General features: G+C 72.8%; 21 protein-coding genes. 11 read left to right on the plus strand and 10 right to left on the minus strand.

What is annotated here, in order from left to right:
- Positions 1 to 8: 8 nt before the first annotated feature.
- On the plus strand, positions 9 to 1,658 hold the full coding sequence (locus ACZ7GJ_RS13140; RefSeq protein WP_470751387.1) for a peptidase: 1,650 nt from the start codon (positions 9 to 11) through the stop codon (positions 1,656 to 1,658).
- A gap of 291 nt (positions 1,659 to 1,949) precedes the next feature.
- Here the strand turns inward: ACZ7GJ_RS13140 and ACZ7GJ_RS13145 are convergent, their stop codons facing one another.
- Positions 1,950 to 2,213 (minus strand): chorismate mutase, encoded by a 264-nt coding sequence (locus ACZ7GJ_RS13145; protein ID WP_470751388.1) that lies wholly within the window; start codon positions 2,211 to 2,213, stop codon positions 1,950 to 1,952.
- A gap of 295 nt (positions 2,214 to 2,508) precedes the next feature.
- Here ACZ7GJ_RS13145 and guaA point away from each other — a divergent pair, with 295 nt between their 5' ends.
- The 4 genes from guaA (at position 2,509) to ACZ7GJ_RS13165 (ending at position 6,891) form a co-directional block, all read left to right on the plus strand.
- Positions 2,509 to 4,095, plus strand: coding sequence for a glutamine-hydrolyzing GMP synthase (gene guaA / locus ACZ7GJ_RS13150; RefSeq protein WP_470751390.1), 1,587 nt, complete (start codon positions 2,509 to 2,511; stop codon positions 4,093 to 4,095).
- Positions 4,096 to 4,222: 127 nt separating this feature from the next.
- Complete coding sequence (locus ACZ7GJ_RS13155) at positions 4,223 to 4,990, plus strand: class II aldolase/adducin family protein (RefSeq protein WP_470751391.1); 768 nt, start codon at positions 4,223 to 4,225, stop codon at positions 4,988 to 4,990.
- A gap of 143 nt (positions 4,991 to 5,133) precedes the next feature.
- Entirely contained in the window at positions 5,134 to 6,375 is a 1,242-nt protein-coding gene (locus ACZ7GJ_RS13160) for a hypothetical protein (protein WP_470751575.1), read from the plus strand.
- An 18-nt stretch (positions 6,376 to 6,393) separates the two neighbouring features.
- Positions 6,394 to 6,891, plus strand: coding sequence for a DoxX family protein (locus tag ACZ7GJ_RS13165; protein WP_470751393.1), 498 nt, complete (start codon positions 6,394 to 6,396; stop codon positions 6,889 to 6,891).
- Here the strand turns inward: ACZ7GJ_RS13165 and ACZ7GJ_RS13170 are convergent.
- Positions 6,837 to 7,061 carry a hypothetical protein gene (locus ACZ7GJ_RS13170; protein ID WP_470751395.1) on the minus strand — a complete coding sequence of 75 codons (225 nt, stop codon included), beginning with the start codon at positions 7,059 to 7,061 and terminating at the stop codon, positions 6,837 to 6,839. The genes ACZ7GJ_RS13165 and ACZ7GJ_RS13170 overlap by 55 nt on opposite strands.
- Positions 7,048 to 8,382 carry a PspC domain-containing protein gene (locus ACZ7GJ_RS13175; protein WP_470751397.1) on the minus strand — a complete coding sequence of 445 codons (1,335 nt, stop codon included), beginning with the start codon at positions 8,380 to 8,382 and terminating at the stop codon, positions 7,048 to 7,050. Before ACZ7GJ_RS13175 ends, ACZ7GJ_RS13170 begins: the two co-directional genes overlap by 14 nt.
- A gap of 131 nt (positions 8,383 to 8,513) precedes the next feature.
- Between ACZ7GJ_RS13175 and ACZ7GJ_RS13180 the strand changes: the two genes are divergently transcribed.
- From ACZ7GJ_RS13180 to ACZ7GJ_RS13190, 3 genes are all read left to right on the plus strand, one after another.
- Positions 8,514 to 9,800, plus strand: a complete 1,287-nt coding sequence (locus ACZ7GJ_RS13180) for an ATP-binding protein (RefSeq protein WP_470751399.1) — start codon at positions 8,514 to 8,516, stop codon at positions 9,798 to 9,800.
- Positions 9,797 to 10,486: a LuxR C-terminal-related transcriptional regulator gene (locus ACZ7GJ_RS13185; RefSeq protein ID WP_470751400.1), complete on the plus strand. Its 690-nt coding sequence runs from the start codon at positions 9,797 to 9,799 to the stop codon at positions 10,484 to 10,486. Before ACZ7GJ_RS13180 ends, ACZ7GJ_RS13185 begins: the two co-directional genes overlap by 4 nt.
- Before the next feature lie 83 nt (positions 10,487 to 10,569).
- Positions 10,570 to 11,682, plus strand: a complete 1,113-nt coding sequence (locus tag ACZ7GJ_RS13190; RefSeq protein ID WP_470751401.1) for an alpha/beta hydrolase — start codon at positions 10,570 to 10,572, stop codon at positions 11,680 to 11,682.
- Positions 11,683 to 11,688: 6 nt separating this feature from the next.
- Here ACZ7GJ_RS13190 and ACZ7GJ_RS13195 read toward each other — a convergent pair whose 3' ends face one another.
- From ACZ7GJ_RS13195 to ACZ7GJ_RS13205, 3 genes are all read right to left on the minus strand, one after another.
- Complete coding sequence (locus ACZ7GJ_RS13195; protein WP_470751403.1) at positions 11,689 to 12,729, minus strand: C40 family peptidase; 1,041 nt, start codon at positions 12,727 to 12,729, stop codon at positions 11,689 to 11,691.
- Between the two features lie 129 nt (positions 12,730 to 12,858).
- A complete protein-coding gene (locus ACZ7GJ_RS13200; protein WP_470751405.1) occupies positions 12,859 to 13,212 on the minus strand; it encodes a hypothetical protein in 354 nt (117 codons plus the stop codon).
- A 75-nt stretch (positions 13,213 to 13,287) separates the two neighbouring features.
- Positions 13,288 to 14,190 carry an alpha/beta fold hydrolase gene (locus ACZ7GJ_RS13205; RefSeq protein WP_470751406.1) on the minus strand — a complete coding sequence of 301 codons (903 nt, stop codon included), beginning with the start codon at positions 14,188 to 14,190 and terminating at the stop codon, positions 13,288 to 13,290.
- Between the two features lie 58 nt (positions 14,191 to 14,248).
- On the opposite strand from ACZ7GJ_RS13205, the gene ACZ7GJ_RS13210 reads away from it, so the two are divergent.
- Together ACZ7GJ_RS13210 and pcrA are read left to right on the plus strand one after the other, a co-directional pair.
- Positions 14,249 to 14,551, plus strand: coding sequence for an ArsR/SmtB family transcription factor (locus tag ACZ7GJ_RS13210; RefSeq protein ID WP_470751408.1), 303 nt, complete (start codon positions 14,249 to 14,251; stop codon positions 14,549 to 14,551).
- Positions 14,552 to 14,943: 392 nt separating this feature from the next.
- On the plus strand, positions 14,944 to 17,466 hold the full coding sequence (gene pcrA, locus ACZ7GJ_RS13215; RefSeq protein ID WP_470751409.1) for a DNA helicase PcrA: 2,523 nt from the start codon (positions 14,944 to 14,946) through the stop codon (positions 17,464 to 17,466).
- 49 nt (positions 17,467 to 17,515) lie between these two features.
- On the opposite strand, the gene ACZ7GJ_RS13220 is transcribed toward pcrA, so the two are convergent.
- Together ACZ7GJ_RS13220 and ACZ7GJ_RS13225 are read right to left on the minus strand one after the other, a co-directional pair.
- Positions 17,516 to 19,195, minus strand: coding sequence for a M23 family metallopeptidase (locus ACZ7GJ_RS13220; RefSeq protein ID WP_470751410.1), 1,680 nt, complete (start codon positions 19,193 to 19,195; stop codon positions 17,516 to 17,518).
- Positions 19,196 to 19,273: 78 nt separating this feature from the next.
- Entirely contained in the window at positions 19,274 to 20,041 is a 768-nt protein-coding gene (locus tag ACZ7GJ_RS13225) for an esterase/lipase family protein (protein ID WP_470751412.1), read from the minus strand.
- A gap of 194 nt (positions 20,042 to 20,235) precedes the next feature.
- On the opposite strand from ACZ7GJ_RS13225, the gene ACZ7GJ_RS13230 reads away from it, so the two are divergent.
- Positions 20,236 to 20,637 carry a cobalamin B12-binding domain-containing protein gene (locus ACZ7GJ_RS13230; protein WP_470751413.1) on the plus strand — a complete coding sequence of 134 codons (402 nt, stop codon included), beginning with the start codon at positions 20,236 to 20,238 and terminating at the stop codon, positions 20,635 to 20,637.
- A 42-nt stretch (positions 20,638 to 20,679) separates the two neighbouring features.
- Here the strand turns inward: ACZ7GJ_RS13230 and ACZ7GJ_RS13235 are convergent, their stop codons facing one another.
- Both ACZ7GJ_RS13235 and ACZ7GJ_RS13240 read right to left on the minus strand, forming a co-directional pair.
- Entirely contained in the window at positions 20,680 to 22,299 is a 1,620-nt protein-coding gene (locus tag ACZ7GJ_RS13235; protein WP_470751415.1) for a DUF5691 domain-containing protein, read from the minus strand.
- Positions 22,300 to 22,534: 235 nt separating this feature from the next.
- Positions 22,535 to 23,911 (minus strand): SWIM zinc finger family protein, encoded by a 1,377-nt coding sequence (locus tag ACZ7GJ_RS13240; RefSeq protein ID WP_470751417.1) that lies wholly within the window; start codon positions 23,909 to 23,911, stop codon positions 22,535 to 22,537.
- Positions 23,912 to 23,922: the final 11 nt, after the last annotated feature.

Below are 23,922 nucleotides of genomic sequence, written 5' to 3' on the forward strand. Positions count from 1 at the left end.
TCGGGAGCATGAGAAAGCGCATCTCCCTGCTGGCGTCAGCCGGCCTGGTGGCCGTGGGTCTGGCCGCCGCTCCCGCGAACGCCGCGGACCCCGTCTTCACCCTCAGCAGCCCGGACCGGATCGGGCTCCGCCCCCATCCCGGCCAGGGCGGTGAGGCGCAGAAGACCTCCGTCGACTTCCGGGTGAACAACGGGACCGGGACGGTCTTCGACCGCGAGAGCACTTTCACCATCGACCTGAGCGGGCTCAAGGGCGTCGCCGACGTCGCGCTCGCGAGGGAGCAGACCAACTCCTGCACGCTCACCGCGACCAGCGTGACCTGCAAGAGGTCCGCGGTGTGGACGCAGGACAGCGGGATCGTGGCGCTGGACCTCAGCGCCGCCAAGGACAGCAAGCCCGGTACGACGGTCGACCTGACCATGACCGGCCGGGCCGAGGGCGCCAGCTTCAAGGCCGCCACCACCAAGGTCAAGGTCGGCGGCCCCGACCTGGTGCTGGAGGAGGCCCCCCTCAAGAGGGAGATGAACCCGGGCGGCACGCAGCCGCTGCCGGTCGTGTTCGGCAACGCGGGCACGGAGGCCGTCCAGGGCGTGGCGCTGGAGCTGAACACCACGCACGGCATCGGCCTCGTCGAGAAGTACGACAACTGCGTCTACAGCGAGGACAACGCCCCCGGCCAGTCCTGGAACATGGGCTGGGGCAAGACGGTCTGCACGCTCGACGGCGAGTTCGTACCGGGCGCGGTCTACGAGGTCGGCCGGCTGACCCTCAAGGCCGCCCCGCACGGATTCATCGACGGGATGACCTACGCGGTGCGCGAGGCGGGCGCCCAGTCGAAGACCCCGCAGAAGCTGACCAAGCCCAGCACGGGCAAGAAGCTGGAGTTCAAGCAGCGCCCGGCCAAGGCCGCGCTGAGCTCGGGCGACCTGGACCCGTGGAACAACTACCACGAGTTCGACTTCACGGTGAAGAACTCCGCCGACCTGGTCGCCGCCGCCACCTCCGTCAAGGGCAGGGCGGGGGAGACGGTCAAGGCCGAGCTCGGCTTCCGGAACGACGGCCCGGCGTGGGTCGCGTACATCCGCTCCGGTGAGGACGTAGCCCGGACGGACATCGTGATCCCGGAGGGCGCGAAGGTCACCAAGGCGCCGGAGCAGTGCCGCGGCGTCACGGCCGACGGCAAGTACCGCGAGGAGAACCTGGGCGCCCCGCGCTACGTCTGCTCGACGACGCACATCATCGGGGAGAAGCAGAAGTTCGCCTACCCCTTCGAGCTGAAGATCGAGAAGGTCGTGGCGGACGCCACCGGCTCCGTCTCGGTCGGCGGCTGGTGGAGCGAGAGCGGCGCCCCGACCCCGCAGGACTGGGACCCGGACCACGCGAACAACAAGGCCGCCTTCGTGATCAACGCGAAGGGCGGCGGCACCGGGCCGTCCCCGGACCCGTCCGCCTCCACGGGCACCGGCGCCCCGACCCCGGGCGCCACGCTCACCCCGTCGGCCGCACCCACCGCCGGCAACGCCGCCAAGCCGAACGGCGACCTGGCCTCCACCGGCAGCACCGTCGGCCCGGTCGCGGCCGGTGGAGCTGCCCTCGTCGCCGCGGGCGGCCTGCTGTTCCTGGTGTTCCGCCGCCGAGCGGCCGAGGGCCGCGCGTAACGGCGCGGGCCGCAGGCCGTAGTACACAGGACCGCAGCACAAGAAGAACGGCCGGTCCGGGGCGTCCCCCGGGCCGGCCGTCTTCTTTTACGGGGTGACCGGCCTGCTGTCCCCTGCCGTCCGGTCACGCGTTGGAGCGAGGTCCCACGACGCACGCTCCACGGGGCGTACGTCTCATCGCTCCAGCGGAGCCACGCGTGGTGTTGCGATCCCGCCCCTGGATGGCGCGGACATCCTCACCAACGAAGGCCCGCGGGGGCGGTCACGGTCCGGACGAGTGACGAACGCCCGTCAGACGCGGCCCCGGCACAGCTCCAGCAGGGTCATGGCCAGGGTGGTGCCGGGCTTGCCGAGAGCATCGCTCCAATGCGAGAGCACCTCCATCTCGCGCGACAGGTGCACCCGGCGGCCGCCGGAGGCGATCCGGGCGTCCTGGATGACCGTCGAGACGGCCATGCGCTCCTGGATCAGGCCGATGATCCGGTCGTCCAGGGCGTCGATGCGCGTGCGGGAGTCGGCGATCAGCTGCTCCGGGGTGGTGGTGATCGTGTTCATGGGTCGGTCTCCTGTCGGGTGGGGCCCGCAGGTCCGGAAAACGCAGAGCGCCCCGGTCCTGTCGGACCGGGGCGCTCTGGGAAGTCAGCGGCTCAAGCGAGCATCACGATGACCCATGGCGACCGGACCGGCCGGTGCCATAGGTAAAGAGGAAGCTCAGCTGCTTGCGCATGGACGGATTATTACCTTCCGTCCCGCTCCCGGCCAAGCCGGTTCGGATGGTGAGACGAAGAGGCATGTAGGTCCCCCGTTAGAATCGACAAAACAGCCACCTCTTCCGCCGGAAGGCCGCCCCGTGCCAGAAGCACCCTCCGCCGCCCACGACAGCGCCCCGGACACGGTTCTCGTCGTCGACTTCGGCGCCCAGTACGCCCAGCTCATCGCCCGCCGCGTCCGCGAGGCACGGGTCTACAGCGAGATCGTGCCGAGCTCGATGCCCGTCGACGAGATGCTGGCCAAGAACCCCAAGGCGATCATCCTCTCCGGCGGTCCGTCCTCCGTGTACGAGGCGGGCGCCCCGCAGCTCGACCGCGCCCTGTTCGAGGCCGGGATCCCGGTCTTCGGCATGTGCTACGGCTTCCAGCTGATGGCGGTCACCCTCGGCGGCACCGTCGACAACACCGGCGCCCGCGAGTACGGCCGCACCCCGCTGGCCGTCTCCAAGGCCGGCTCCACCCTCTTCGAGGGCACCCCCGAGCACCAGTCGGTGTGGATGTCCCACGGAGACGCCTGCTCCGCCGCGCCCGAGGGCTTCACCGTCACCGCGTCGACCAACGTCGTCCCGGTCGCGGCCTTCGAGAACGACGAGAAGAAGCTGTACGGCGTGCAGTACCACCCCGAGGTGATGCACTCCACGCACGGCCAGCAGATCCTGGAGCACTTCCTCTACCGCGGCGCCGGCCTGGCCCCCACCTGGACCACCGGCAACATCGTCGAGGAGCAGATCGCGGCCATCCGCGAGCAGGTCGGCGACAAGCGCGCCATCTGCGGCCTCTCCGGCGGCGTGGACTCGGCCGTCGCCGCGGCCCTCGTCCAGAAGGCCATCGGCTCGCAGCTCACCTGCGTCTACGTCGACCACGGCCTGATGCGCAAGGGCGAGACCGAGCAGGTCGAGAAGGACTTCGTCGCCGCGACCGGCGTGCAGCTCAAGGTCGTCGACGCGCAGGAGCGCTTCCTGAACGCGCTGGCCGGGGTCTCCGACCCGGAGACCAAGCGCAAGATCATCGGCCGCGAGTTCATCCGCGTGTTCGAGCAGGCGCAGCTGGAGATCCTCCAGGAGGAGGGCCCCGCGGTCGCCTTCCTCGTGCAGGGCACCCTCTACCCGGACGTCGTCGAGTCCGGCGGCGGCACCGGCACCGCCAACATCAAGTCCCACCACAACGTGGGCGGGCTCCCCGACGACATCGAGTTCGAGCTCGTCGAGCCGCTGCGCCAGCTGTTCAAGGACGAGGTCCGGATGGTCGGCCAGGAGCTCGGCCTGCCCGACGAGATCGTCCAGCGCCAGCCCTTCCCGGGCCCCGGCCTCGGCATCCGCATCGTCGGCGAGGTCACCAAGGAGCGCCTGGACCTGCTCCGCGAGGCCGACGCCATCGCCCGCCACGAGCTCACCGCGGCCGGCCTGGACCGCGAGATCTGGCAGTGCCCGGTCGTCCTGCTCGCGGACGTCCGCAGCGTCGGCGTCCAGGGCGACGGCCGCACCTACGGCCACCCGATCGTGCTGCGCCCCGTCTCGTCCGAGGACGCGATGACCGCGGACTGGACGCGCATGCCGTACGAGGTCCTCGCGCGGATCTCCACCCGCATCACCAACGAGGTGCCGGACGTGAACCGCGTGGTCCTGGACTGCACGAGCAAGCCCCCGGGCACCATCGAGTGGGAGTAGTCCCCACAGGCTCCACCCGCGCGTGAAACGAAGCCGCCGGCCCCCCCCCGGGACCGGCGGCTTCGCCGTTCCTCTGGCCACTTGGCGGGTGCGCCGGTACCTTGCGCCGCGACCCGGAGGAGGCCCCATGCCGTACCAGCCCGCACCCGCGCCCGAACCCGTGCCCGTGGAGCGGCTGGGCTTCGAGATGCCGCCCGTGCACGCGGACCCGGCCGACGAGCGCGCGCACCGCAAGGAGCGGCTCGCCGGGGCGCTGCGGCTGCTGGGACGGCTCGGGTACGAGGACGGGGTGGCGGGGCACGTCACCGCCCGGGACCCGGAGTTCGAGGACTGCTACTGGGTGAACCCGTTCGGGCGGGCCTTCGCCGGGCTGACCCCGGACGACCTGCTGCTGGTCGACGGCGAGGGCCGGGTGGTGCGCGGCGAGCGCAGGGTCAACCAGGTGGCCTTCGCCGTGCACGCGGCCGTCCACCGGGAGCGCCCCGAGGTGGTCGCCGTGGTCCGCACGCAGGCCCCGTACGGCAGGGCGCTGGCGGCCCTCGGCGAGCTGCTGGCGCCGATCACCCAGGAGGCCTGCGCCTTCTACGAGGACAACGCGCTGCTGGACGAGTACGTCGGGGACGGGCCCGCCGACGCCGCCCGGATCGGGCGCGCGCTCGGCCCGTACAAGGCGCTGATCCTGCGCAACCGGGGGCTGCTGACGGTCGGCGGCTCGGTGGACGCCGCCACCTGGTGGTTCGTCGCGGCGGAACGGGCGGCGCAGGTGCAGCTCATCGCGCGGGCGGCGGGCAAGCCGGTGATGATCGACCACCGGTCCGCGGTCGCCGCGCGCGAGCGGTTCGGGTCCGATCTGGCCGCCTGGGTGAGCTACCAGCCCCTGGGTCAAATGCCGTGACGCGGTCGGTGGCGTCAACATCATGAACGGTTAATCACCTGCTCTGACATCGTGCGCAATCCGGAACACTGCCGCAGTGGTGCACAATTCGCTGGCATTGCACCGTAGTTCAGAGAGGCGGCACGTACGTGGCTGTCCAAGAGATGTCCCGAGGCACTCATACCGCCGCCTGCACCTGTGAGGAGTGCGCCCGCGAGGGACACCGCCGGGCGGTCGCGGCGTTCCTGGAGAAGCGCGACGAGTTCGCGGCCGGGCAGGGCGTGCCGGCCGCGGTGGCCCACTCGCTGGGCGCCTCCCGGCAGTGGGTCTCCGACGAGCTGACCCTGTCCGCCCGCACGGTGGCCGACCGCGGCCGCGAGGCCGGGCACTCCTGGCTGTACCTGTTGTCGCGGCGGGCCGTGCTCGCGGTGTGGATCGCCGCCGGGGTGCTGCTGGTCGTCCAGGTCGGCACCGCCCTCGGCACCGGCTGGTCCACCGCGCGCACCGCCGGGCTGCTGGCCGCGCTCGTACTGGCCGGGCTGCTGACCGTCGCCGCCCGCGCCCAGACGCTGCGCGGCGGGCTGCTGGCCCCGCTGGTCGGCGAGGACAACCGGCTGTCCACCTCCAAGGCCGTGCCGAGCGCCTGGCTGGTCCTGACGGCCTTCGCCACGCTGCTCCCCGCGCTGCGCCTGGCGGCCTCCTCGCCGGGCCCGGAGCGCCAGGCGCTGTACGCCGGGCTGGCGCTGGACCGGGCGCTGCCGCTGCTGGCGGTGCTCTCGCTGACGTCCGCGGTGGCGGTGCTGGTGCGCCGGGTGGTCGCCGTACGGATCATGGGGCAGCGGCTGCAGAAGCTCCCGGCGGACCGGCCCACGGGCGCCGACCTGCTGACGGACGACGCCGGGCGGGGCTCCTTCCCGGACACGCAGTACGTGCTGGTCTCCACGGTGGTGCTGGCCTACGCGGCGGTGTCGCTGGCCCGGTTCCCCGACCGGCTGCCGCAACTGCCCTGGGCGCTGGCCCTGCTGGTGGCGCTGTCGGCGGCGGTGTACCTGGCGGCCAAGTACGCGGAGGGCAGCCGCCCCCTCGTGCTGTCGGTGGTGCGCAGACGCGAGCCCGGGGACCTCGACGCCGCGGTCCGGCCCGGCGACGACATCGAGATCCGGGGCGTGGGCTTCGTGCCGCCGGGGGCGCAGACCCCGGAGATGCTGGCGAGGCTGGTGGTGCGGATCGGGGCGGTCCACGTGCACGTGCCGCTGGTCCCGGTGGCGGGCGGGTTCACCAACCCCTCCGACGCGGTGCTGACGGTGCCGGTGCCGGCGGAAGTGGAACCGGGGCGGATCGAGGTCCAGGTGGTCACCGCCGCCGGAGTGGAATCCAACCGATGCAGCATCGACGTGGCCGAGTGAAACGGGTACACATGTCGGGTGACGCGAACCCGAACTGATGTCCCTTCAGGGCTGCGGGACCTTGCCGCCCGCCACGCCCTCCTGCCCCTGCGGATCTTCCTCGGCGTGACCTTCGTCTACGCGGGTCTGGACAAGCTGACCGACTCCGCGTTCCTCTCCGCCACCGGCGACGGCTCCATCGGCGACCTGATGCGCGGGGTGCGCGACACCTCCGCGATCCCCGCCATGGTGGACATGGCCCTGGAGGCGCCCGTCGGCTTCGCCGTGGCCCTGGCCATCGGGGAGCTCCTGGTCGGGCTGGGGGTCCTGGCCGGCCTGCTGACCCGGATCGCCGCCGTCGGCGGGGCGCTGATCTCGCTCAGCCTGTGGCTCACGGTGTCCTGGGCGGTGACCCCGTACTACTACGGCAACGACCTGATCTACCTGATGGCCTGGACCCCGCTGATCCTCGCCGGGGCCCCCTACCTGTCGCTGGACTCGGTGATCCGATCGCGCCGGTCCCGGCGCACCGCGTAGGTCACCATCCCGACGACCGCGGCGAACGCCAGTCCGCCCAGGGCCATCGGCAGGACGGAGAACCACGGCAGGTCGGCCTCGCCGGCCGCGTCGAGCAGGTAGAGCACGCCCGCCGCAATCAGGACCAGGCCCGCGATCAGCCGGCCCGGCTGGAACTCATGACGCCGCACGGGCCACCTCCACCTGTCCCACACCCGCGTTCAGGTGCAGCTCGATCGTCCCGCCGGCCTCGGTGCCGGCGGCCGGGGGCAGGGTCGCCTGCCGGGTTTCGCCGCCGCTCCGGACGCGTACCTGCTCGCTCGTGTCCCCGGGCAGCTGGATGTCGCCCAGCCGGATCGTCACATCGGCCTGCGCGGTGACCTCCCGGGGGACGATCACCTTCAGCCGGCCCGCGTCGATCCGGGCGTGCACCGAGACGGTGGTGCCCTTCTGCACGTCCAGCCGGCTCAGGTCCAAGGTGGCCAGGCCGGTCCCCGACTCGTACGCGGGCCGTACGTCGGCCACCGCGGCCGGCCGCCAGTCCACGTTGTGCCAGTCGGTGCTGATCTCCTGGGGCAGCGCGGTCGCCCCGGCCAGCAGCCCGGCGGTGAGCAGCGACAGCACGATGGTGCCGAATCCGGTGCGCCCCTTGAGGGAGCTCACCGCGAGACCGAGCCCGAAGGCGACCAGCGCCGCCGCGAAGCCGACCTGGAGCGCGTGGCTCAGCGTGCTGCCCTCCCAGACGGCCGAGCAGGCGGCGCCCCCGGCGAGCAGCGCGAAGACGAAGACCCGGCCGCCGATGCCCCCGCGCGCCGCGACCGGTGCGTCCGGGACGGGCGCGGGCGCCGCGGGCGCGCCCCGAAGGTCGGAGGCGGCCCCGGCCGCGTCGTCCGGGCCCCACAGGTACCCGCTGGACCCCACGGGCCCCGTGGTGCCGTCCTTGACCAGCGGGTCCCGCCACCAGGACGGGCCGCCGGGGGCGGGAGGCGCCTGCGTCTCGGGCGGTGCCTTCGTCTCGGACACGGTGGCGCGGTGCGCCGCCGCCGCGGCGGGTGCCTGCGCCTCCGGAACGACGCCGCTGCGGCGCCGCTGCGACCAGTGCGCGGCCCCGCCCAGGGCCAGGGCGACCAGGACGGAGAAGACCGTCAGCCCGCCGTTGTCCAGCATCGACAGGAACAGGGCGCAGCCCACCAGCGCGGCGAACACCGCCGCCAGGGTCGCCCCCTCGACCCGGCCGGTCAGCAGCTTCTTGGCCTCGCTGTCGTCCTCGCCCTCCAGGGGCAGCAGCAGCCACGCGAAGCCGTAGAAGATCAGACCGACGCCGCCGGTGACCGCCAGCACGCCCAGCACGATCCGGAAGACGACCGGGTCGAGGTCGAAGTACCGGCCCAGCCCCCCGCACACGCCGGCCAGGACCTTGTCGCGCTTGCTGCGGCGCAGCGGCGCGCGCTCGGCCGGCGGCGGGGCGGCGGCGCCGGACCCGGCCGGCGGGGTGTCGTGCACTTCGGTCATGCGTCCATGGTGACCGGCCGCCGATCGCGTGGACATCCGGCCCGACCCTGGGACAACCCTGATATCCCCCGGACAGAAGTGGGGGGCTGCCCTGATGCCGCGCACCACCCGCGCGTGTGACCATCGGTGACATGCCCGCCGTCGCCGCCCCCCGTATCCCGCACGCACCCGATTCCGACGAAGTCCCGCAGCGCAAGCTGTACCGCAGCGCCGACGGACGGATGCTCGGCGGCGTCGCGCGCGGTCTCGCCGGGCACCTCGGGCTGGCCGTCATCTGGGTGCGGCTCGCGTTCCTGCTGCTGTTCCTGTGGGGTGACGGCCTCGGCATCCTGCTGTACGCCGCGTTCTGGGTCTTCGTACCGCTCGGGGTCGGCGGCCGCACCGGACACCGCTCCTTCTTCGAGACCCTCCCCGACGGCTCCCGGCGGCTGCGCAAGCCCGAGCGCGGCCAGATCACCGCGCTGATCGCCCTGTGCATCGGCGCCGGCATCTTCATCTCCAAGGTCCAGCTCGGCGGCGCGTCCGGCCGGTACGTGTGGCCGACGCTCCTGGTCGGGGCCGGCGTGGTCCTGGTGTGGCGGCAGGCCGACAACGCCCGCCGCGCCCACTGGAACGAGGCCGTGGGCCGGCACGGGAGGCTCTTCCAGGTCGCCCGCGCGCTCGCGGGCGTCGCCCTGGTCGGCGTGGGCCTCACCGTCTTCATCGTCGTGCGCGGCTCCGCGGCCCAGCTGGGCAACGTACTGACCGCCACCCTCGCCGTCCTCGTCGGCGTCGCCCTGCTCGCCGGACCCTGGCTGATCCGGATGACCCAGGACCTCTCCGAGGAGCGCCTGATGCGCATCCGCGCCCAGGAGCGCGCCGAGGTCGCGGCCCACGTCCACGACTCCGTGCTGCACACCCTCACCCTGATCCAGCGCAACGCCGAGGACGCCGGGGAGGTGCGCCGCCTCGCGCGGGCCCAGGAGCGGGAGCTGCGGAACTGGCTGTACAAGCCCGAGGGCACCGGCAAGGACGAGGCCGAGGAGCCGGAGACGCTCGCGGAGGCCGTGAAGAAGACCGCCGCCGAGGTGGAGGACCACCACGGCGTCCCCATCGAGGTCGTCGTCGTCGGCGACTGCCCGCTCGACGAGAAGCTCGGCGCACAGATCCAGGCCGCGCGCGAGGCGATGGTCAACGCCGCCAAGTACGGTGGCGAGGGCGGGCCGGTCCAGGTGTACGCCGAAGTGGAGGGCCGGACGGTGTTCGTGTCCGTACGGGACCGCGGACCGGGCTTCGACATCGACGCGGTACCGGACGACCGGATGGGCGTACGAGAATCGATCATCGGCCGGATGCAGCGCAACGGCGGGACCGCGCGACTACGGTCCGCGCCCGACGGCGGCACGGAAGTCGAGCTGGAGATGGAGAGGGCGGCATGACCGAGGACAGCGCTGTGACGGAGACCAGGAGGGTCCGTGTGGTCCTCGTCGACGACCACCGGATGTTCCGCACGGGCGTGCAGGCGGAGATCGGCGAGACCGGGCGGACCGGGGTCGAGGTCGTCGGCGAGGCGGCCGACGTGGACCAGGCCGTCACCGTCATCACCGCCACCCGCCCCGAGGTGGTGCTCCTCGACGTGCACCTGCCCGGCGGCGGCGGGGTCGAGGTGCTGCGCCGCTGCGCCCCGCTGATGGCGGCGGCCGAGAACCCGGTGCGGTTCCTGGCGCTGTCGGTGTCGGACGCGGCCGAGGACGTCATCGGGGTCATCCGGGGCGGCGCCCGCGGGTACGTCACCAAGACCATCACCGGGACCGACCTGGTGGACTCCGTCTTCCGGGTCCAGGACGGGGACGCGGTCTTCTCGCCGCGGCTCGCGGGCTTCGTGCTCGACGCGTTCGCCTCGACGGACGCGCCGCCGGTGGACGAGGACCTGGACCGGCTCACCCAGCGCGAGCGCGAGGTGCTGCGGCTGATCGCGCGCGGGTACGCGTACAAGGAGATCGCCAAGCAGCTCTTCATCTCGGTGAAGACGGTGGAATCGCACGTCTCCGCGGTGCTGCGCAAGCTCCAGCTCTCCAACCGGCACGAGCTGACCCGCTGGGCGACGGCGCGCCGTCTGGTGTGACCCGGGGTCAGAACCCGATGTGATCCACACCGCAGGCCTCCCGGGCAACCGGGGCGGGCCGCGCGGCCCTCTTCGTTGCCGTGATGAGCTTGACGGGGACCCCCCTTTTCGCGACGGCGATCGCGCTGACCGCGATCGCCGTCCTCCTGCCGCTGCTGCTGTGGAGCAAGGCGCGCGGGCCCGCCGTCGTGCGCGTCGCCACCCGTACCTCGATGGTCGTGTTCGCCCAGGTCACCGCCATCGCGCTGGTGTTCATCGGGATCAACCGGGACATGAACTTCTACGCCTCCTGGGGCGACCTGTTCGGCACCGGCAAGTACGTCACGGCCGCCCCCGACCTGGGCCCGGACGGGCTCGGCGGGAAGAAGGCCGAGCAGGTCAAGGAAGCGCCGAAGGTGCACCAGGCCTTCGAGCCGGTCGACGGCCTCGGCGGGCGGGTCAAGAAGACCGAGCTCGACGGCAAGATCTCCGGGGTCAAGGGCGACGTCCTGGTGTGGCTGCCGCCGCAGTACGACGATCCCGCCTTCAAGGACAAGAAGTTCCCCGTGGTCGAGCTGATCCCGGGCATACCGGGAACGGGCAAGTCCTGGTTCCAGGGGCTCAAGGCGCACGAGGTGCTGGAGCCGCTGATGAAGAGCGGCAAGGTGCAGCCGTTCATCCTGGTCTCGCCGCGCGCCATGCTGCTCGGCAATGCCGATACCGGATGCGCCAACATCCCCGGCAAGGTCAACGCGGACAGCTGGTTCAGCGTCGACGTCCGCAAGATGGTCACCGACAACTTCCGGGCCTCGGACGACGCCCGCACCTGGGGCGTGGCCGGGTACTCGGCCGGCGCGTACTGCTCCGCCAAGCTGGCCATCGCCCACCCCGACCGCTACAGCGCGGCCGTCTCCCTGTCGGGCTACAACGACCCGGGCCAGGAGCCCTCCTCGCTGGTCGCCCAGGACCCGCAGCTGCGCGTCTCGCACAACCTGAAGAACGTCCTGAAGGCCGCGCCGAAGCCGCCGGCGGTCTCCCTGTGGCTGTCGGGGGCCGAACAGGACGGCTACCTGTCCGGCATGGACCTCAAGGGCATCGCGCAGAGCCCGACCCAGGTGCACGCGGAGAAGGTGGTCGGCGGTCACAACCTCGACTCGTGGTCGAAGCAGCTGCCCCAGACCTTCCAGTGGCTCAGCGGCGTGGTCAAGGCGCCGTAGCGGCCGTCAGGCGGGGCGGGAGGCTCCGGCCCACGGCATCGAGTCGATCGGGGCCAGGCGGACCGTCGAACCGGGCCGCGGGGCGTGGATCATCTGGCCGTTGCCGATGTAGAGGCCGACATGGGTGACCCCGGAGTAGAAGAACACCAGGTCACCGGGGGCCAGCCGGTCGCGCGGGACGCGCTGGCCGGTGTTGATCTGGGTGTAGGTGGTGCGGGGTAGCGAGACCCCGGCCGAGCGCCAGGCCGCCTGGGTCAGGCCCGAGCAGTCGAAGGAGCCCGGGCCCGTCGCGCCCCAGACGTACGGCTTGCCGATCGCCCCGTACGCGAAGGCCACCGCGCGGGCCGCGCGCGAACCGTCCGAGGGCGCCGGGGCCGGGTGCTGTCCGGCGGCGGGGGCGCTGCCCGCGGACCGGGCCTCGTACGATGCCCGCTCCTCGGCGGTGAGCCGGGCCAGCAGCTGCTTGGCGGTGCTGAGCTTGCCCTCGATCTCGGCCTTGTGGTCGGCGAGTTCGCCCTGCCGGGCGCGGAGGTCGGCCAGCCGTCCTGCGGCCTGCTCCTTGAGGTGCCCGACCTCGTCGAGCCGGCGGCGCACGGAGGAGAGCTCGGCGGCGTTGCGGTCCCCGGCGCGTGTGATGAAGGAGGCCCGGTCCAGGTACTCCTGCGGGTCGTCGGCCATCGCCAGCTGGACGGCCGCGCCCAGGGTGCCGTTGCGGTACTGGGTGGCGGCCAGCGAACCGAGTTTGCTGCGCGCGGTGTTGAGCAGGTCGGTCTTGCGGGCGGTCTCGTCGCGCAGGTCGCTCAGCGCGCGCTGGGCCTCGTCGGCCTTCTCCTTCGCCCCGTTGTACCGCTCGGTCGCGGCCTCGGCCTCCTCGTAGAGCCGGTCCACCTGCGCCTTGACCTGGGAGGGCGTCGGCTGGGGGTCGGCCTGCGAAGTGCCTTCGAACGCGGTGGCGGTGGCAGCGCCCGCGAGGGCGAGGGTGGCGGCGGTCGTCCGTGCGGTGCCGCCGGAGAGCGGGCGCTGCCTGGGCTTTCGGTGACTGGCCACGCGGGCCTCACGTCCTTCCTCTCTCGGTGCTTGGAGGAGGACGCTAGACCTGAAGGTAACGGTCGGATGACGGGATGATCGCAAGTGGCCCGATGCGGCCGAATCTGGCGCTTTCGCGCCACTATCGGTTCAGCGCCAGAGGACGGCGATAAAGATATTGACCACGGTCAGCCCGCCGACCGCGCCGAACAGGGCCTTCTCCACGCGCTCCTCGTCCCGCTTGACGTAGACGAGCGCGAGGATCACGAAGAGGATCGCGAGCTTCACGCCGACCTTGACGTTGTTGACGGTGCCGCCGTCCATCTCGCGGAAGCCGACGAGCAGTACGCCGGTGACGAGCATGGTCAGCGCGCCGTGCAGCATCGCCGGCACGAAACGGGCGGTGCCCGCGCTCATCGCCTTCATCTGGGTCAGGAAACCGCCGAGGAGCGAGGCGATCCCGATGATGTGCAGGCCGAGGAAGACGTTGATGAGTACGTTCATGGCTCCGAGCGTACGGGGCGGCCGTCCGCGGGCTCCCGGGGCCTTCGCCCCGGGCCCGGGCCCGGGCCCGCGGCCTCAGCCGAAGAACTTCAGCAACTCCGCGACGACGGCCTGCGGCTGCTCCTCGGGGAGGTAGTGCCCGCTCCCGTCGATGCGCACGACCTGCGTGTCGGTGCCCAGCCCCGGCACGGCGCGGGTCAGCAGCCCGTAGTTGCTGAACTCGCCGCCGAGGGCGAGCAGCGGTGTGCTCACCGGGGCGTAACCGGCGAGGTCGGCGATGTCCTGGGGGAAGGCGCGGTACCAGCCGTTGCTCGCCCGGATCGCCTCGGGGGAGTCGTACGCGGCCGCGTACACCGCGCGGGAGCGGGCGTCGATGGAGGCGGGATCGGTGGCGGCGCGGGAGAACAGCCAGTCCAGCATGAGGTGGTAGCGCCCGGCGAGGAGCTGCTCGGGCAGGTCCTGGACCTGGTTGAAGGCGAACCACCACTTGTGGATCCGGCCCGGCTCGGGGAGCAGCGGCTGGCGGGCCCAGTCCGGGTCGGGGTGCGCGACGTCGAGCAGGGCGACCCGGCCGGTGGCCCCGGGGTGGTTGGCGGCGTGGGCGTAGGCGACCATCGCGCCGATGTCGTGGCCGGCGAGGTGCGCGGAGCCGAGGCCGAGGTGGGCGAGGAGGGCGCGGACGTCCGCGGCCATCGTCTTCTTGTCGTACCCGCCGTCGGGCTTGGCGGAGCCGCCCATGCCGCGCAGGTCCACGGCGATCACCCGGAACCGGCGGCCGAGCTCCGGCAGCACCTTGTGCCACTGCCACCAGGTCTGCGGCCAGCCGCCGAGCAGGACGAGCGGCTCGCCGCCGCCGTCGTTGGTGACGTAGTGCAGGCGCGTGCCGTTGACGTCCGCGTGGCGGCTGGAGAAGCCGCCGTCGAGGGAGGCGGCGAGCGCCGCGTCGTCGAGGGGGGTGGCGGGTGCGGTACCGGGCATGGGGTGTCCTCACGTAGCCGTGCCGAATGACCGTACGGGATCTGCGTACAGTGAGGGCATGCCTGCCGCTGCCGAGCCGACCCACCCCGCCGCCGACCGTATCGAGCTGGTCGAGGTCCTCGCGGCGCTCGGACACCCGGTCCGGCTGGAAATCGTCCGCAAGCTCGCCTCGGGCGAGGAGTCCTTCTGCAGCGAAGTCGTCCCGGACCTGCCGCGCTCCAGCGTCACCCACCACCTCAGGACGCTGCGCGAGGGCGGGGTGATCTCCCAGCGCCCCCAGGGCCGCAAGCTCTACCTCGCCCTGCGCCGCGACGACCTGGAACTGCGCTTCCCGGGGCTGCTGGAGATCGTGCTCGGCTGATCTCCGACCCGTGCCGCGTCCGCCGTGGCTCAGCCGGGCCGGACGCTGCGAGTCCGGTCCCGCGGCGCCCCAGACGTAGGCCTTCCCGAGCTGGGCCCGCGCGAAGGCCACCGCCCTGGCGCCGAGCGCCGAGGCCGCGTGGCTGCCTAGCAGCCGCCGGGTCTCGTTCAGCCACTGGGTGGTGTGCGCGACCCGGTCCATCAGCTCCGCCAGCCGGGCCCGCCCGGCCGCGCGGCTGGGCGACCGGAGGGGTTCGGACGCGGCCGGGCGGGGGATTCGGGGGGCAGATGCGGCCCGTTCCCGGGACGATCCGTGCGATTGTGCTGTGATCCGCCGCCGATTTTTCGGGCCAGGGACCGGCTGTCGGTCCCGACCCCTAAACTCGGAAGGCGATGAGCAGCCTCTTTGACGACAGTTTCCTGGCCGACCTCTCCCCCTCCGACGAGGTCCCGCCGCCGCCCGAGGACCACGCCGCCCCGGAGGCGGGCGCGGACGACCTCTTCGGGGGCCGGTTCGACGCGCCCATGAGCGGGGACGCGTACTACCGGGACGGCGCCCCCAAGCCCGTCATCGACCCGGCGACGCTCCTGCACGGGCTGAACGAGCAGCAGGCCGCCGCCGTGGTGCACGCGGGATCGCCGCTGCTCATCGTGGCCGGCGCCGGCTCGGGCAAGACCCGGGTGCTGACCCACCGCATCGGACACCTGCTGTCCGCGCGGGGCGTCCACCCCGGGCAGATCCTGGCGATCACCTTCACCAACAAGGCCGCCGGCGAGATGAAGGAGCGCGTCGAGGGCCTGGTCGGGCCGCGCGCCAACGCCATGTGGGTGTCCACCTTCCACAGCGCCTGCGTCCGCATCCTGCGCCGCGAGTCCAAGCGGCTCGGCTTCACCTCCTCCTTCTCGATCTATGACGCGGCCGACTCGAAGCGCCTGATGGCCCTCGTCTGCCGCGACCTGGACCTGGACCCGAAGAAGTTCCCGCCCAAGTCCTTCAGCGCCAAGATCTCGAACCTGAAGAACGAGCTGATCGACGAGGACGCCTTCGCGGGACAGGCGGCCGACGGCTTCGAGAAGACGCTGGCCCAGGCGTACGCGATGTACCAGGGCCGGCTGCGCGAGGCGAACGCGCTCGACTTCGACGACATCATCATGACCACGGTGCACCTGCTCCAGGCGTTCCCGGACGTCGCCGAGCACTACCGGCGCCGCTTCCGGCACGTACTGGTCGACGAGTACCAGGACACCAACCACGCGCAGTACACGCTCGTGCGCGAGCTGGTCGGCACCGGGTACCCGGACCTGCCGCCGGCCGAGCTGTGCGTGGTGGGTGACGCCGACCAGTCGATCTACGCCTTCCGCGGCGCGACCATCCGCAACATCCTCCAGTTCGAGGAGGACTACGCGGACGCCAAGACGATCCTGCTGGAGCAGAACTACCGCTCCACGCAGACGATCCTGTCCGCCGCCAACGCGGTGATCGAGCGGAACGAGAACCGCCGGGCCAAGAACCTGTGGACCGAGGCCGGCACCGGCGCGGTCATCACCGGGTACGTCGCCGACACCGAGCACGACGAGGCGCAGTTCGTCGCCGACGAGATCGACCGGCTGACGGACGCGGGCGACGCCAAGGCCGGCGACGTCGCGATCTTCTACCGGACCAACGCGCAGTCGCGCGTGTTCGAGGAGATCTTCATCCGCGTCGGGCTGCCCTACAAGGTCGTCGGCGGCGTCCGGTTCTACGAGCGCAAGGAGGTCCGCGACGTCCTCGCGTACCTGCGCGTGCTGGCGAACCCCGAGGACAACGTCCCCCTCCGCCGCATCCTGAACGTGCCCAAGCGCGGCATCGGCGAGCGCGCCGAAGCCATGATCGACGCGCTCGCGATGCGCGAGAAGATCACCTTCCCGCAGGCGCTGCGGCGCGTGGACGAGGCCTTCGGCATGGCCGCCCGCTCGACGAACGCGGTGAAGCGGTTCAACGTGCTGATGGAGGAGCTGCGGACCATCGTCGACTCCGGCGCGGGCCCCGCGGTGGTGCTGGAGGCGGTGCTGGAGCGTACGGGCTACCTGGCCGAGCTCCAGGCCTCGACCGACCCGCAGGACGAGACGCGGATCGAGAACCTCCAGGAGCTGGCGGCCGTGGCCCTGGAGTTCGAGCAGGCCCGGGAGGCGGCGGCCGCCGAGGCGGCCGAGAACGGCACCCCGGCGCCCGGCGCGGGCACCCTGTCGGAGTTCCTGGAGCAGGTCGCGCTCGTCGCCGACTCCGACCAGATTCCGGACGAGGACACCGACGGCTCCGGGGTGATCACGCTGATGACCCTGCACACCGCCAAGGGCCTGGAGTTCCCGGTGGTCTTCCTGACCGGCATGGAGGACGGGGTCTTCCCGCACATGCGCGCGCTGGGCCAGACCAAGGAACTGGAGGAGGAGCGCCGCCTGGCGTACGTCGGCATCACGCGGGCGCGCGAGCGGCTCTACCTGACCCGCTCCAGCATGCGCAGCGCGTGGGGGACGCCCTCGTACAACCCGCCGTCGCGGTTCCTGGAGGAGATCCCCGACCAGTACCTGCAGTGGAAGCGGACGGGCGCGGCGCAGAAGCCCGCGGGCCCGATGCGCAGCTCCGGATACGGCTCGGGCTCGGGCGGCGGTGGCAAGGCGACCTTCGGCACCTCACCGGAGTCGTTCCTGTCCTCGTCGCGTACGAAGTCGGGCCCGTCCGGGTTCGCCACGCGCCGGGCCGCCGACAAGCCGGTCATCGCGCTGGTGGTCGGGGACCGGGTGACGCACGACCAGTTCGGGCTGGGCACGGTCATGGAGGTCAGGGGAGCCGGCGCGGACGCGCAGGCCACCATCGACTTCGGGGACGACAAGCCGAAGCGGCTGCTGCTGCGCTACGCACCGGTGCAGAAGCTCTAGGCGGACCCGCTGGTACGGGTCAGGCCCCGGCGGAAGCCGGGGCCTGGGGTTACGTCGGGTCCAGGTCGTGGCTGCGGAGCCACGGCAGGGGGTCGATCGCGGACCCGCCGCCGGGCCGGACCTCGAAGTGGAGGTGCGGTCCGGTGGAGTTGCCGGAGTTGCCGGAGTAGGCGATGACATCGCCGGCCTTGACCTTGCCGGAGCGGATCTTGGTGCTGCTGAGGTGGCAGTACCAGGTCTCGGTGCCGTCGGCCGCGGTCACTATGGCCATGTTCCCGTAGGCGCTGTTGAACTGGGTGCGCACGGTGCCGTCGGTGGCGGCCATGACCGGGGTTCCGTAGGAGACCGGGAAGTCGATGCCGGTGTGCACGGACATCCACATGCCGCCGGCCTGCCCGAAGGTGGCGCTGAGGCCTTCCCGTTCGACGGGAAGTGCGAACTTGGGGCGCGCTGCCTCCTTGGCCGCGGCCTCCTCCGCCTTCCTCTTCTTCTCGTCCTCCTGGCGCTGACGCAGGTCGATGCGCTCCTGCGTACGGCTCGCGCGGTCCGCGAAGTCGCCCGCGTCGGCGCTGAGCGCGGTCAGCTGGGTGTCGAGCTTGCTGTTCGCCGCGACCGGCTTCACCGAGGCCGGGTCGGGCGCGGCCATGGCGGTCGTGGTGTCGTCGGCGGACTGGTCGGCGCCGGTGAGCCCGCCCACCGAGGCGGCGGCCACTCCCGCGACGCCCATCACGCAGGCCGAGGGCACGGCCACGGTCAGCAGGGCGGAACGCTTCGCCGGGGTCCGGCGGCGGCTGTTGCCGCTCCCGCTTCCGCTGCCCTTCGCGGCGGGCTTGAACGCGGCCTTGGCCGATCCCTTGGCCGAGCCCTTGGAGCCGGCGCGGCGCGAGGGGCGGGGTTCGAGCGGGGCCGCGGAGGTGACCGGCATGGCCTGGGTGGGCAGGTCGTGCACGGCATCCGTGAGGTCCGCGGAGTCCGTGGCGACCGCGGAGTCCATGGCGACCGCGTCCGCGAACGGGACCGCGAGCGGGTCCATGTCGCCGGTGGTCTCCACGACTTCGAACGCGGCCGTCTCGGCGTAGCCCTCGGCGTAGTCGTACGCGGGCTGCTGCTCCTGCGATGCCTCGGGCTGGTACGCGTAGTCGTACTCGTACGTCTGCTGCTGGGGCTGTTCCTGGGGAACGGTGTTCCACGCGGTGGCGTCGTAGGCGCCGGTCTCGGTGCCGGTCGTGCCGTAGCCCGGCATCGACCAGGTCCCGGTCTGGTCCGCGGAGGTGTCGTAAGCGAAGCCCGGCGTGCTCCAGGCGCTCGCGTCCCACTGGCCCGTGGTGTCCTCGGGGACGGCCTGGGCGGGAACGGTCGACAGGTACCCGTCCTGGGAAGGCTGGGCGTAACCCTCCTGCGTGGTCCACGCGGTGGTGTCGTACGCACCCGTCGCACCCGCGTCATACGTACCGTACGAGGCGTAGTTGTAGCCCTGGCCCTGCGTTTCATAGGAAACGTATGCCGAGTCACCAGCGAAAGTGGTGGTGGAGAGGCCGTCGTACCCGTAATCGGGGTACTGGCCCGACGTGGGGCGGTCGTTCACCAACTTCTCTTTCGCCTCGGCGGTGGGGGCCTGGGTGGCCGAGGAATGAGACGTTCCTCGGAGGAGAGCAGTGGCGTGACTGTACCCGGCGGTTACTGGCAACGACAATCTTCGGAGGGGTCCAAGCTCGGGGGAACCGGGCATTCGGCCGTCTTTCGGTCGCGGCAAGACGCAGCCTTGGCCTTGAGTTCGAAATTCGTTCGAATGTCGGTCGGTTGGTGTTCAGGCGACGGAGGCGGTTCCGGGGCGCGCGACCGCGACCGGGCCGGGGCCGTCGAGGGCCCGCCGGACCGCCGCGATGACGGTCGGATGGGCAGCCAGGGCGAGGTGCCCGATGCCGGTGACCTGCACGTTCTCCGCGATCAGGTCGGGGTGCTCGATACGGGCCGTCTCCGTCGGAGTCATCAGCTCGTCGAACTCGCTCCAGAACGCCACGCATCGGGTCCGGCAGCCGGGCGCGGGTGCGCGCAGCTCGGCCATCACCTCGGAGCCCGGGCGCACCTGCCGGATCAGCGGGTGCGCGTCCATGAACGGGGCGACACGGGTGCCGGAGTGCGGGGTGCCGAGCGTGACGAGCGTGCGCACGCGGGCATCGCCGCCGAGGCGCTGGACGTAGTACCGCCCGACCAGTCCGCCGAGGCTGTGCCCCACCAGGTCCACCCGCTCCTGCCCGGTGCGCTCGCACAGCTCCTCGACCCGGCGGGCGAGGTGGCGGGCGGTGACGCGAAGGTCGAGGGTGAAGGGGGAGTAGTTGTACGCCTCCACCTGGCGGCGGCCGCCCGCCCCGAGCGCGCGGCGCAGCAGGACGAAGACGGAGCGGTTGTCGGTGAAGCCGTGCAGCAGCAGGACGGGCGCCCGCTCCCCGGCGGCCGGGGCGGCGGCCGGATTCTCCTGGCGTACGCCGGTGGGATAGAGCAGAAGGTGCCCGCCGAGTACGATCGCCTCAAGAATTCCGGCCCGCAGCGCGGCCCCGGATTTGGGTACGGACATGGGTATGGACAGCCCCATCGACGGCCTCCCCTAAGCCTCTTGGGACCGCGACGGGTCACGCCACCGTGCCGTGCGGCTGTCGGCGCGGTGGCGCGGCACGCCATCCCACGTGTGATTTCCCCCTCGTGGTTGACCGCGAAACGGTGGCGTGCGCGATGCTGTACTTAACGTTCGTTCACTCGGGAGGCAGTGCGATGGGTGTGACCGGTCCGATCCGTGTGGTGGTAGCCAAGCCGGGTCTCGACGGCCATGACCGCGGTGCCAAGGTGATCGCGCGCGCCCTGCGCGACGCGGGCATGGAGGTCATCTACACCGGCCTCCACCAGACCCCCGAGCAGATCGTGGACACCGCCATCCAGGAGGACGCCGACGCGATCGGCCTGTCCATCCTGTCCGGCGCGCACAACACGCTGTTCGCGCGCGTGCTGGAGCTCCTGAAGGAGCGGGACGCGGAGGACATCAAGGTCTTCGGCGGCGGCATCATCCCGGAGGACGACATCGAGCCCCTCAAGGCGAAGGGCGTCGCCGAGATCTTCACCCCCGGCGCCACGACGACGTCGATCGTGGACTGGGTCAACGCCAACGTCCGTCAGTAACCCCCGCCGGCCGGGCCGCTCCAGGCCCGGCCCGGCCGCTGGTTACGCCGGGGTGAGCTCCGCGAGCATCGCGGCGCGCAGGCGCAGGGTGGCGGTCAGGCGTTGGAAGGCCTCCGCCCAGTAGGCCGCCGCGCCGGGGGAGTCGTCCGGTAGGTCCTCGGCCCCGGTGGTCAGGGCCTCCAGGCGGTCCGCCTCCGCGGGGTCCAGGCAGCGCTCCGCGAGGCCCATCACCCCGCTGAAGCTCCACGGGTAGCTACCCGCCTCCCGGGCCGTGTCCAGCGCGTCCACCACGGCCCGGCCCAGCGCACCCGCCCACGGGACCAGGCACACCCCGAGCAGCTGGAACGCCTCCGACAGGCCGTGGGCCCGTATGAACTCGGCCACCCACTCGGCCCGTTCCTCCTCGGGCAGGATCGACAGCAGCTTCGCCCGCTCCGCCAGCGAGGCCGTGGCCGGGCCCGCCGCGGGCGGCGCGGACGCCGAGCCCAGCAGGGCGTGGGACCACTGCGGGTCCCGCTGCCGCACCGCGGCCCGGCACCACGCGGCATGCAGTTCCTCGGCCCAGCCCTCGGCCACCGGAAGCGCCACCAGCTCCACCGGGCCGAGCCCCCCGAACCGCTCCCGCCAGCACGACAGCGGCGCCGCCTCCACGATCTGGCCCAGCCACCAGGCCCGCTCCCCGCGCCCGGCGGGCGGCCGCTTCACCACTCCGTCGCGCAGCATCCCCGCATCGCACTCGGCCGGCGGCGTCACCCCCTCGGGGCCGACGCAGGCCAGGGCCCGCTCCGCCATCCGCCCGGCCAGCGCCGACCGCGGCAGCGCGGACAGCAGTTCGGCCGCCGTGGCCCGGACATTGCGGCTGCGGTCGCCCAGCGCCGCCTCCAGGAACGGCTCGTCCTCCTCCGACAGCCCCAGCCGCAGCGAATCGAGGAACATCAGCCGGTCCTCGGCCCGCTCGGTGGCCCAGGTCGTCTCCAGCAGCCGCACCGCGGCCGCCGCACGGTGCGCCCGTACGAGACCCAGCAGCGCGACCCGCTCCGCGAACAGTCCCTCCTGCCAGAGCCGTTCCACCCCGGCCGCATCGGTGGCGGCGGGCAGCTCCCCGGCGCCACCCGCCCCGCCGCGCAGCGCGAACCGCCAGTCCGGATTCAGCCGGGCCAGCCACAGCCCGCGCACCCCGGCCAGGGCCAGCGCCTGCGGCCGCAGGTCCGAGCGGGCCCGCGCGGTGTCCAGCAGCGCGGGCACCAGCGCGGCCGGCGCCCGGTAGCCGTGCCGGCCGGCCGCGGCCAGCCACTGCGGCAGCAGCTCGGTCAGGTCCGGGGCGGCGCCGCGCCGCCCGCCGCCGCTGCCCGCGGCGGTGCGCCCGGCCAGCAACTGCGCCAGCCGGCGCCGCGCCGCCTCCGGCGGTACCGGGCGCGGATCCCGCGCAGCGGGCTCCGGCCGCGGGCCGGCCTCGGCGGGCCGCAGCCCGGCCCGCCGCCGTACGGTGAGCACGGCCGCCGCGTCCAGCAGCGCCTGCGGGCTGCCCTGCCGCCGCTCGGTGCCCAGCAGCGCGGCGCCGACCAGCTCCTCCCAGTCCCCGTACACCCTGTCCGGGGCCGCGTCCGCGGTCGTGTCCGCGGTCGTGTCCGTCTCCGTGTCCGCGTGTGTCGCCGTGTCCATCCCGGTCCCTGCCCCTTCTCTCGTGCCCCCGGCTCCGGTCCCGCCCCCTCCGCGGGACCGGAGCAGCCTTGCCCCCGTAACTCGTCACTCAACTCGCGTGGTTGTCGTCCACAGCAGCCCCCCGGCTCGGTCGTTTCGTATTCGCGCTTCGTATGCGCGTTTCCGTTCCCATCACGCCGGCGCCCCCGCGCCGTCGCTTCCCCCCTCGGGGCATGCTCCGAGGCCCTGCCCCGCGTCAGACCAGCGCGACCGGCTCCGAAGAGCCCGCCTGCCAGGCGGTGAGCGGGGTGAAGCCGCGGTGTCCGCACTCGCCGAACACCGTCACCGGGTCACCTCCCGACAGCGCGGCCAACCGCCACAGGCCCGCGCCGGACCGGCCCGCGGACCCCCCTGTCGGCACCGGCAGGGCGGACGTCCCCTCCGCGTCCGCCAATTGCCAGGCCGTTTCCCCCGCCGGTCCGCCCGCCCGGCCGCCCGGTATCGGAACCACCGGGCCGAGCACCACGGGCCAGGACTCCAGCCACGGGTCGGCGGTCAGCGCCGCCCCGTACGCCTCCAGCGCCGCAGCCGTGCCCACCCCCGCAGGCGCCGCCGCACCGCACGGCTCGGCCGCCGCGAACCTCTCCCCGAGGTCCGCCCGCAGCCCCGCCGATCCGGGCCGGAAGCGGGCTTCCGCCTCCAGCACCAGTCCGACGGGCAGTGCGAGCCCCGGCGGCCGCCCGGGCGGGCCGAAGTCCAGCACCAGGGCCGGCCGTCCGCTCGCCTGCCCGCGCAGCCATATCCGGCGGGTGATGAGCCGTCCGTCGGGCGAAGCCGTGTCGTACTGGGCCAGCACGAGCCAGCGGTCCCGTACGACCTCCTCCTCCCCCTCCGCGGACGACGGCAGCCCCACCCGGCTGCGGACCGTGGCGGCCAACGGCCCCGGCAGGTCCGAAACCCCCAGCCAGGCCCGGTCCAGCAGGTGCAGCAGCGCCGCCTCCTCCAGCATCCGGGCGGGCCAGCCCGGGCCGCAACTGGGTATCGTCCCCAACTCCCGTACCCGCGCGGCCAGTCCCGGCGCCTGGGCGTCGACCATCCGCGCGGCGGTCTCCTCCCACGCGGAGTACCCCGCCTGCTCCTGTCCGGCGAGGCCGCCGCGCAGCAGATCGGCGAGCCGCTGCTCCAGCTCGGTGACGCCCGCGCCGATCCGCGCCGCCCGCCGCTCGGCCCGTCTGCGGGCCGCCTCCGGGTCGGCAGGACCGGCCGCCGCCGCGGCGGGGCGCGCGGCCTTCGCCGCCCGCTCCGCCAGCCATTCGCCCGCCCAGTCGGGAGCCCCGGCCGGCTCGCCCAGTCCCTCCGCCGCCCAGAGCAGCAGCAGTCCCAGTGCGTGCTTGCACGGGAACTTCCTGCTCGGGCAGGAGCACTTGTACGCCGGGCCCGCGAGGTCCACGACCGTCCGGTACGGCGTGCTGCCGCTGCCCTTGCACAACCCCCATACCGCACCGGAAGCGGAACCTCCGGTCTGTGACCACGGACCCGCCCCGCCCAGCTTGCCTCCCGCCTTGCGTGATGCGTCGTCAGGAGCCAGAGCCAGTACCTGTTCCGCCGTCCAGCGGACCTCCTGCTCAGTCATGTGAACCACCG

Source organism: Streptomyces sp. NPDC037242, assembly GCF_055604165.1.

Bases quoted from the DNA above. Each gene is read 5' to 3' on its own strand.
- ACZ7GJ_RS13230 (WP_470751413.1), top strand. From the start codon at position 20,236: ATGGGTGTGACCGGTCCGATCCGTGTGGTGGTAGCCAAGCCGGGTCTC.
- ACZ7GJ_RS13145 (WP_470751388.1), bottom strand. From the start codon at position 2,213: ATGAACACGATCACCACCACCCCGGAGCAGCTGATCGCCGACTCCCGC.
- ACZ7GJ_RS13220 (WP_470751410.1), bottom strand. From the start codon at position 19,195: ATGCCCGGTTCCCCCGAGCTTGGACCCCTCCGAAGATTGTCGTTGCCA.
- ACZ7GJ_RS13175 (WP_470751397.1), bottom strand. From the start codon at position 8,382: ATGACCGAAGTGCACGACACCCCGCCGGCCGGGTCCGGCGCCGCCGCC.
- ACZ7GJ_RS13185 (WP_470751400.1), top strand. From the start codon at position 9,797: ATGACCGAGGACAGCGCTGTGACGGAGACCAGGAGGGTCCGTGTGGTC.
- ACZ7GJ_RS13155 (WP_470751391.1), top strand. From the start codon at position 4,223: ATGCCGTACCAGCCCGCACCCGCGCCCGAACCCGTGCCCGTGGAGCGG.
- ACZ7GJ_RS13235 (WP_470751415.1), bottom strand. From the start codon at position 22,299: ATGGACACGGCGACACACGCGGACACGGAGACGGACACGACCGCGGAC.
- ACZ7GJ_RS13180 (WP_470751399.1), top strand. From the start codon at position 8,514: ATGCCCGCCGTCGCCGCCCCCCGTATCCCGCACGCACCCGATTCCGAC.
- ACZ7GJ_RS13190 (WP_470751401.1), top strand. From the start codon at position 10,570: ATGAGCTTGACGGGGACCCCCCTTTTCGCGACGGCGATCGCGCTGACC.
- ACZ7GJ_RS13200 (WP_470751405.1), bottom strand. From the start codon at position 13,212: ATGAACGTACTCATCAACGTCTTCCTCGGCCTGCACATCATCGGGATC.
- ACZ7GJ_RS13160 (WP_470751575.1), top strand. From the start codon at position 5,134: ATGTCCCGAGGCACTCATACCGCCGCCTGCACCTGTGAGGAGTGCGCC.
- ACZ7GJ_RS13225 (WP_470751412.1), bottom strand. From the start codon at position 20,041: ATGTCCGTACCCAAATCCGGGGCCGCGCTGCGGGCCGGAATTCTTGAG.
- ACZ7GJ_RS13240 (WP_470751417.1), bottom strand. From the start codon at position 23,911: ATGACTGAGCAGGAGGTCCGCTGGACGGCGGAACAGGTACTGGCTCTG.
- ACZ7GJ_RS13140 (WP_470751387.1), top strand. From the start codon at position 9: ATGAGAAAGCGCATCTCCCTGCTGGCGTCAGCCGGCCTGGTGGCCGTG.
- ACZ7GJ_RS13205 (WP_470751406.1), bottom strand. From the start codon at position 14,190: ATGCCCGGTACCGCACCCGCCACCCCCCTCGACGACGCGGCGCTCGCC.
- ACZ7GJ_RS13210 (WP_470751408.1), top strand. From the start codon at position 14,249: ATGCCTGCCGCTGCCGAGCCGACCCACCCCGCCGCCGACCGTATCGAG.
- pcrA (WP_470751409.1), top strand. From the start codon at position 14,944: ATGAGCAGCCTCTTTGACGACAGTTTCCTGGCCGACCTCTCCCCCTCC.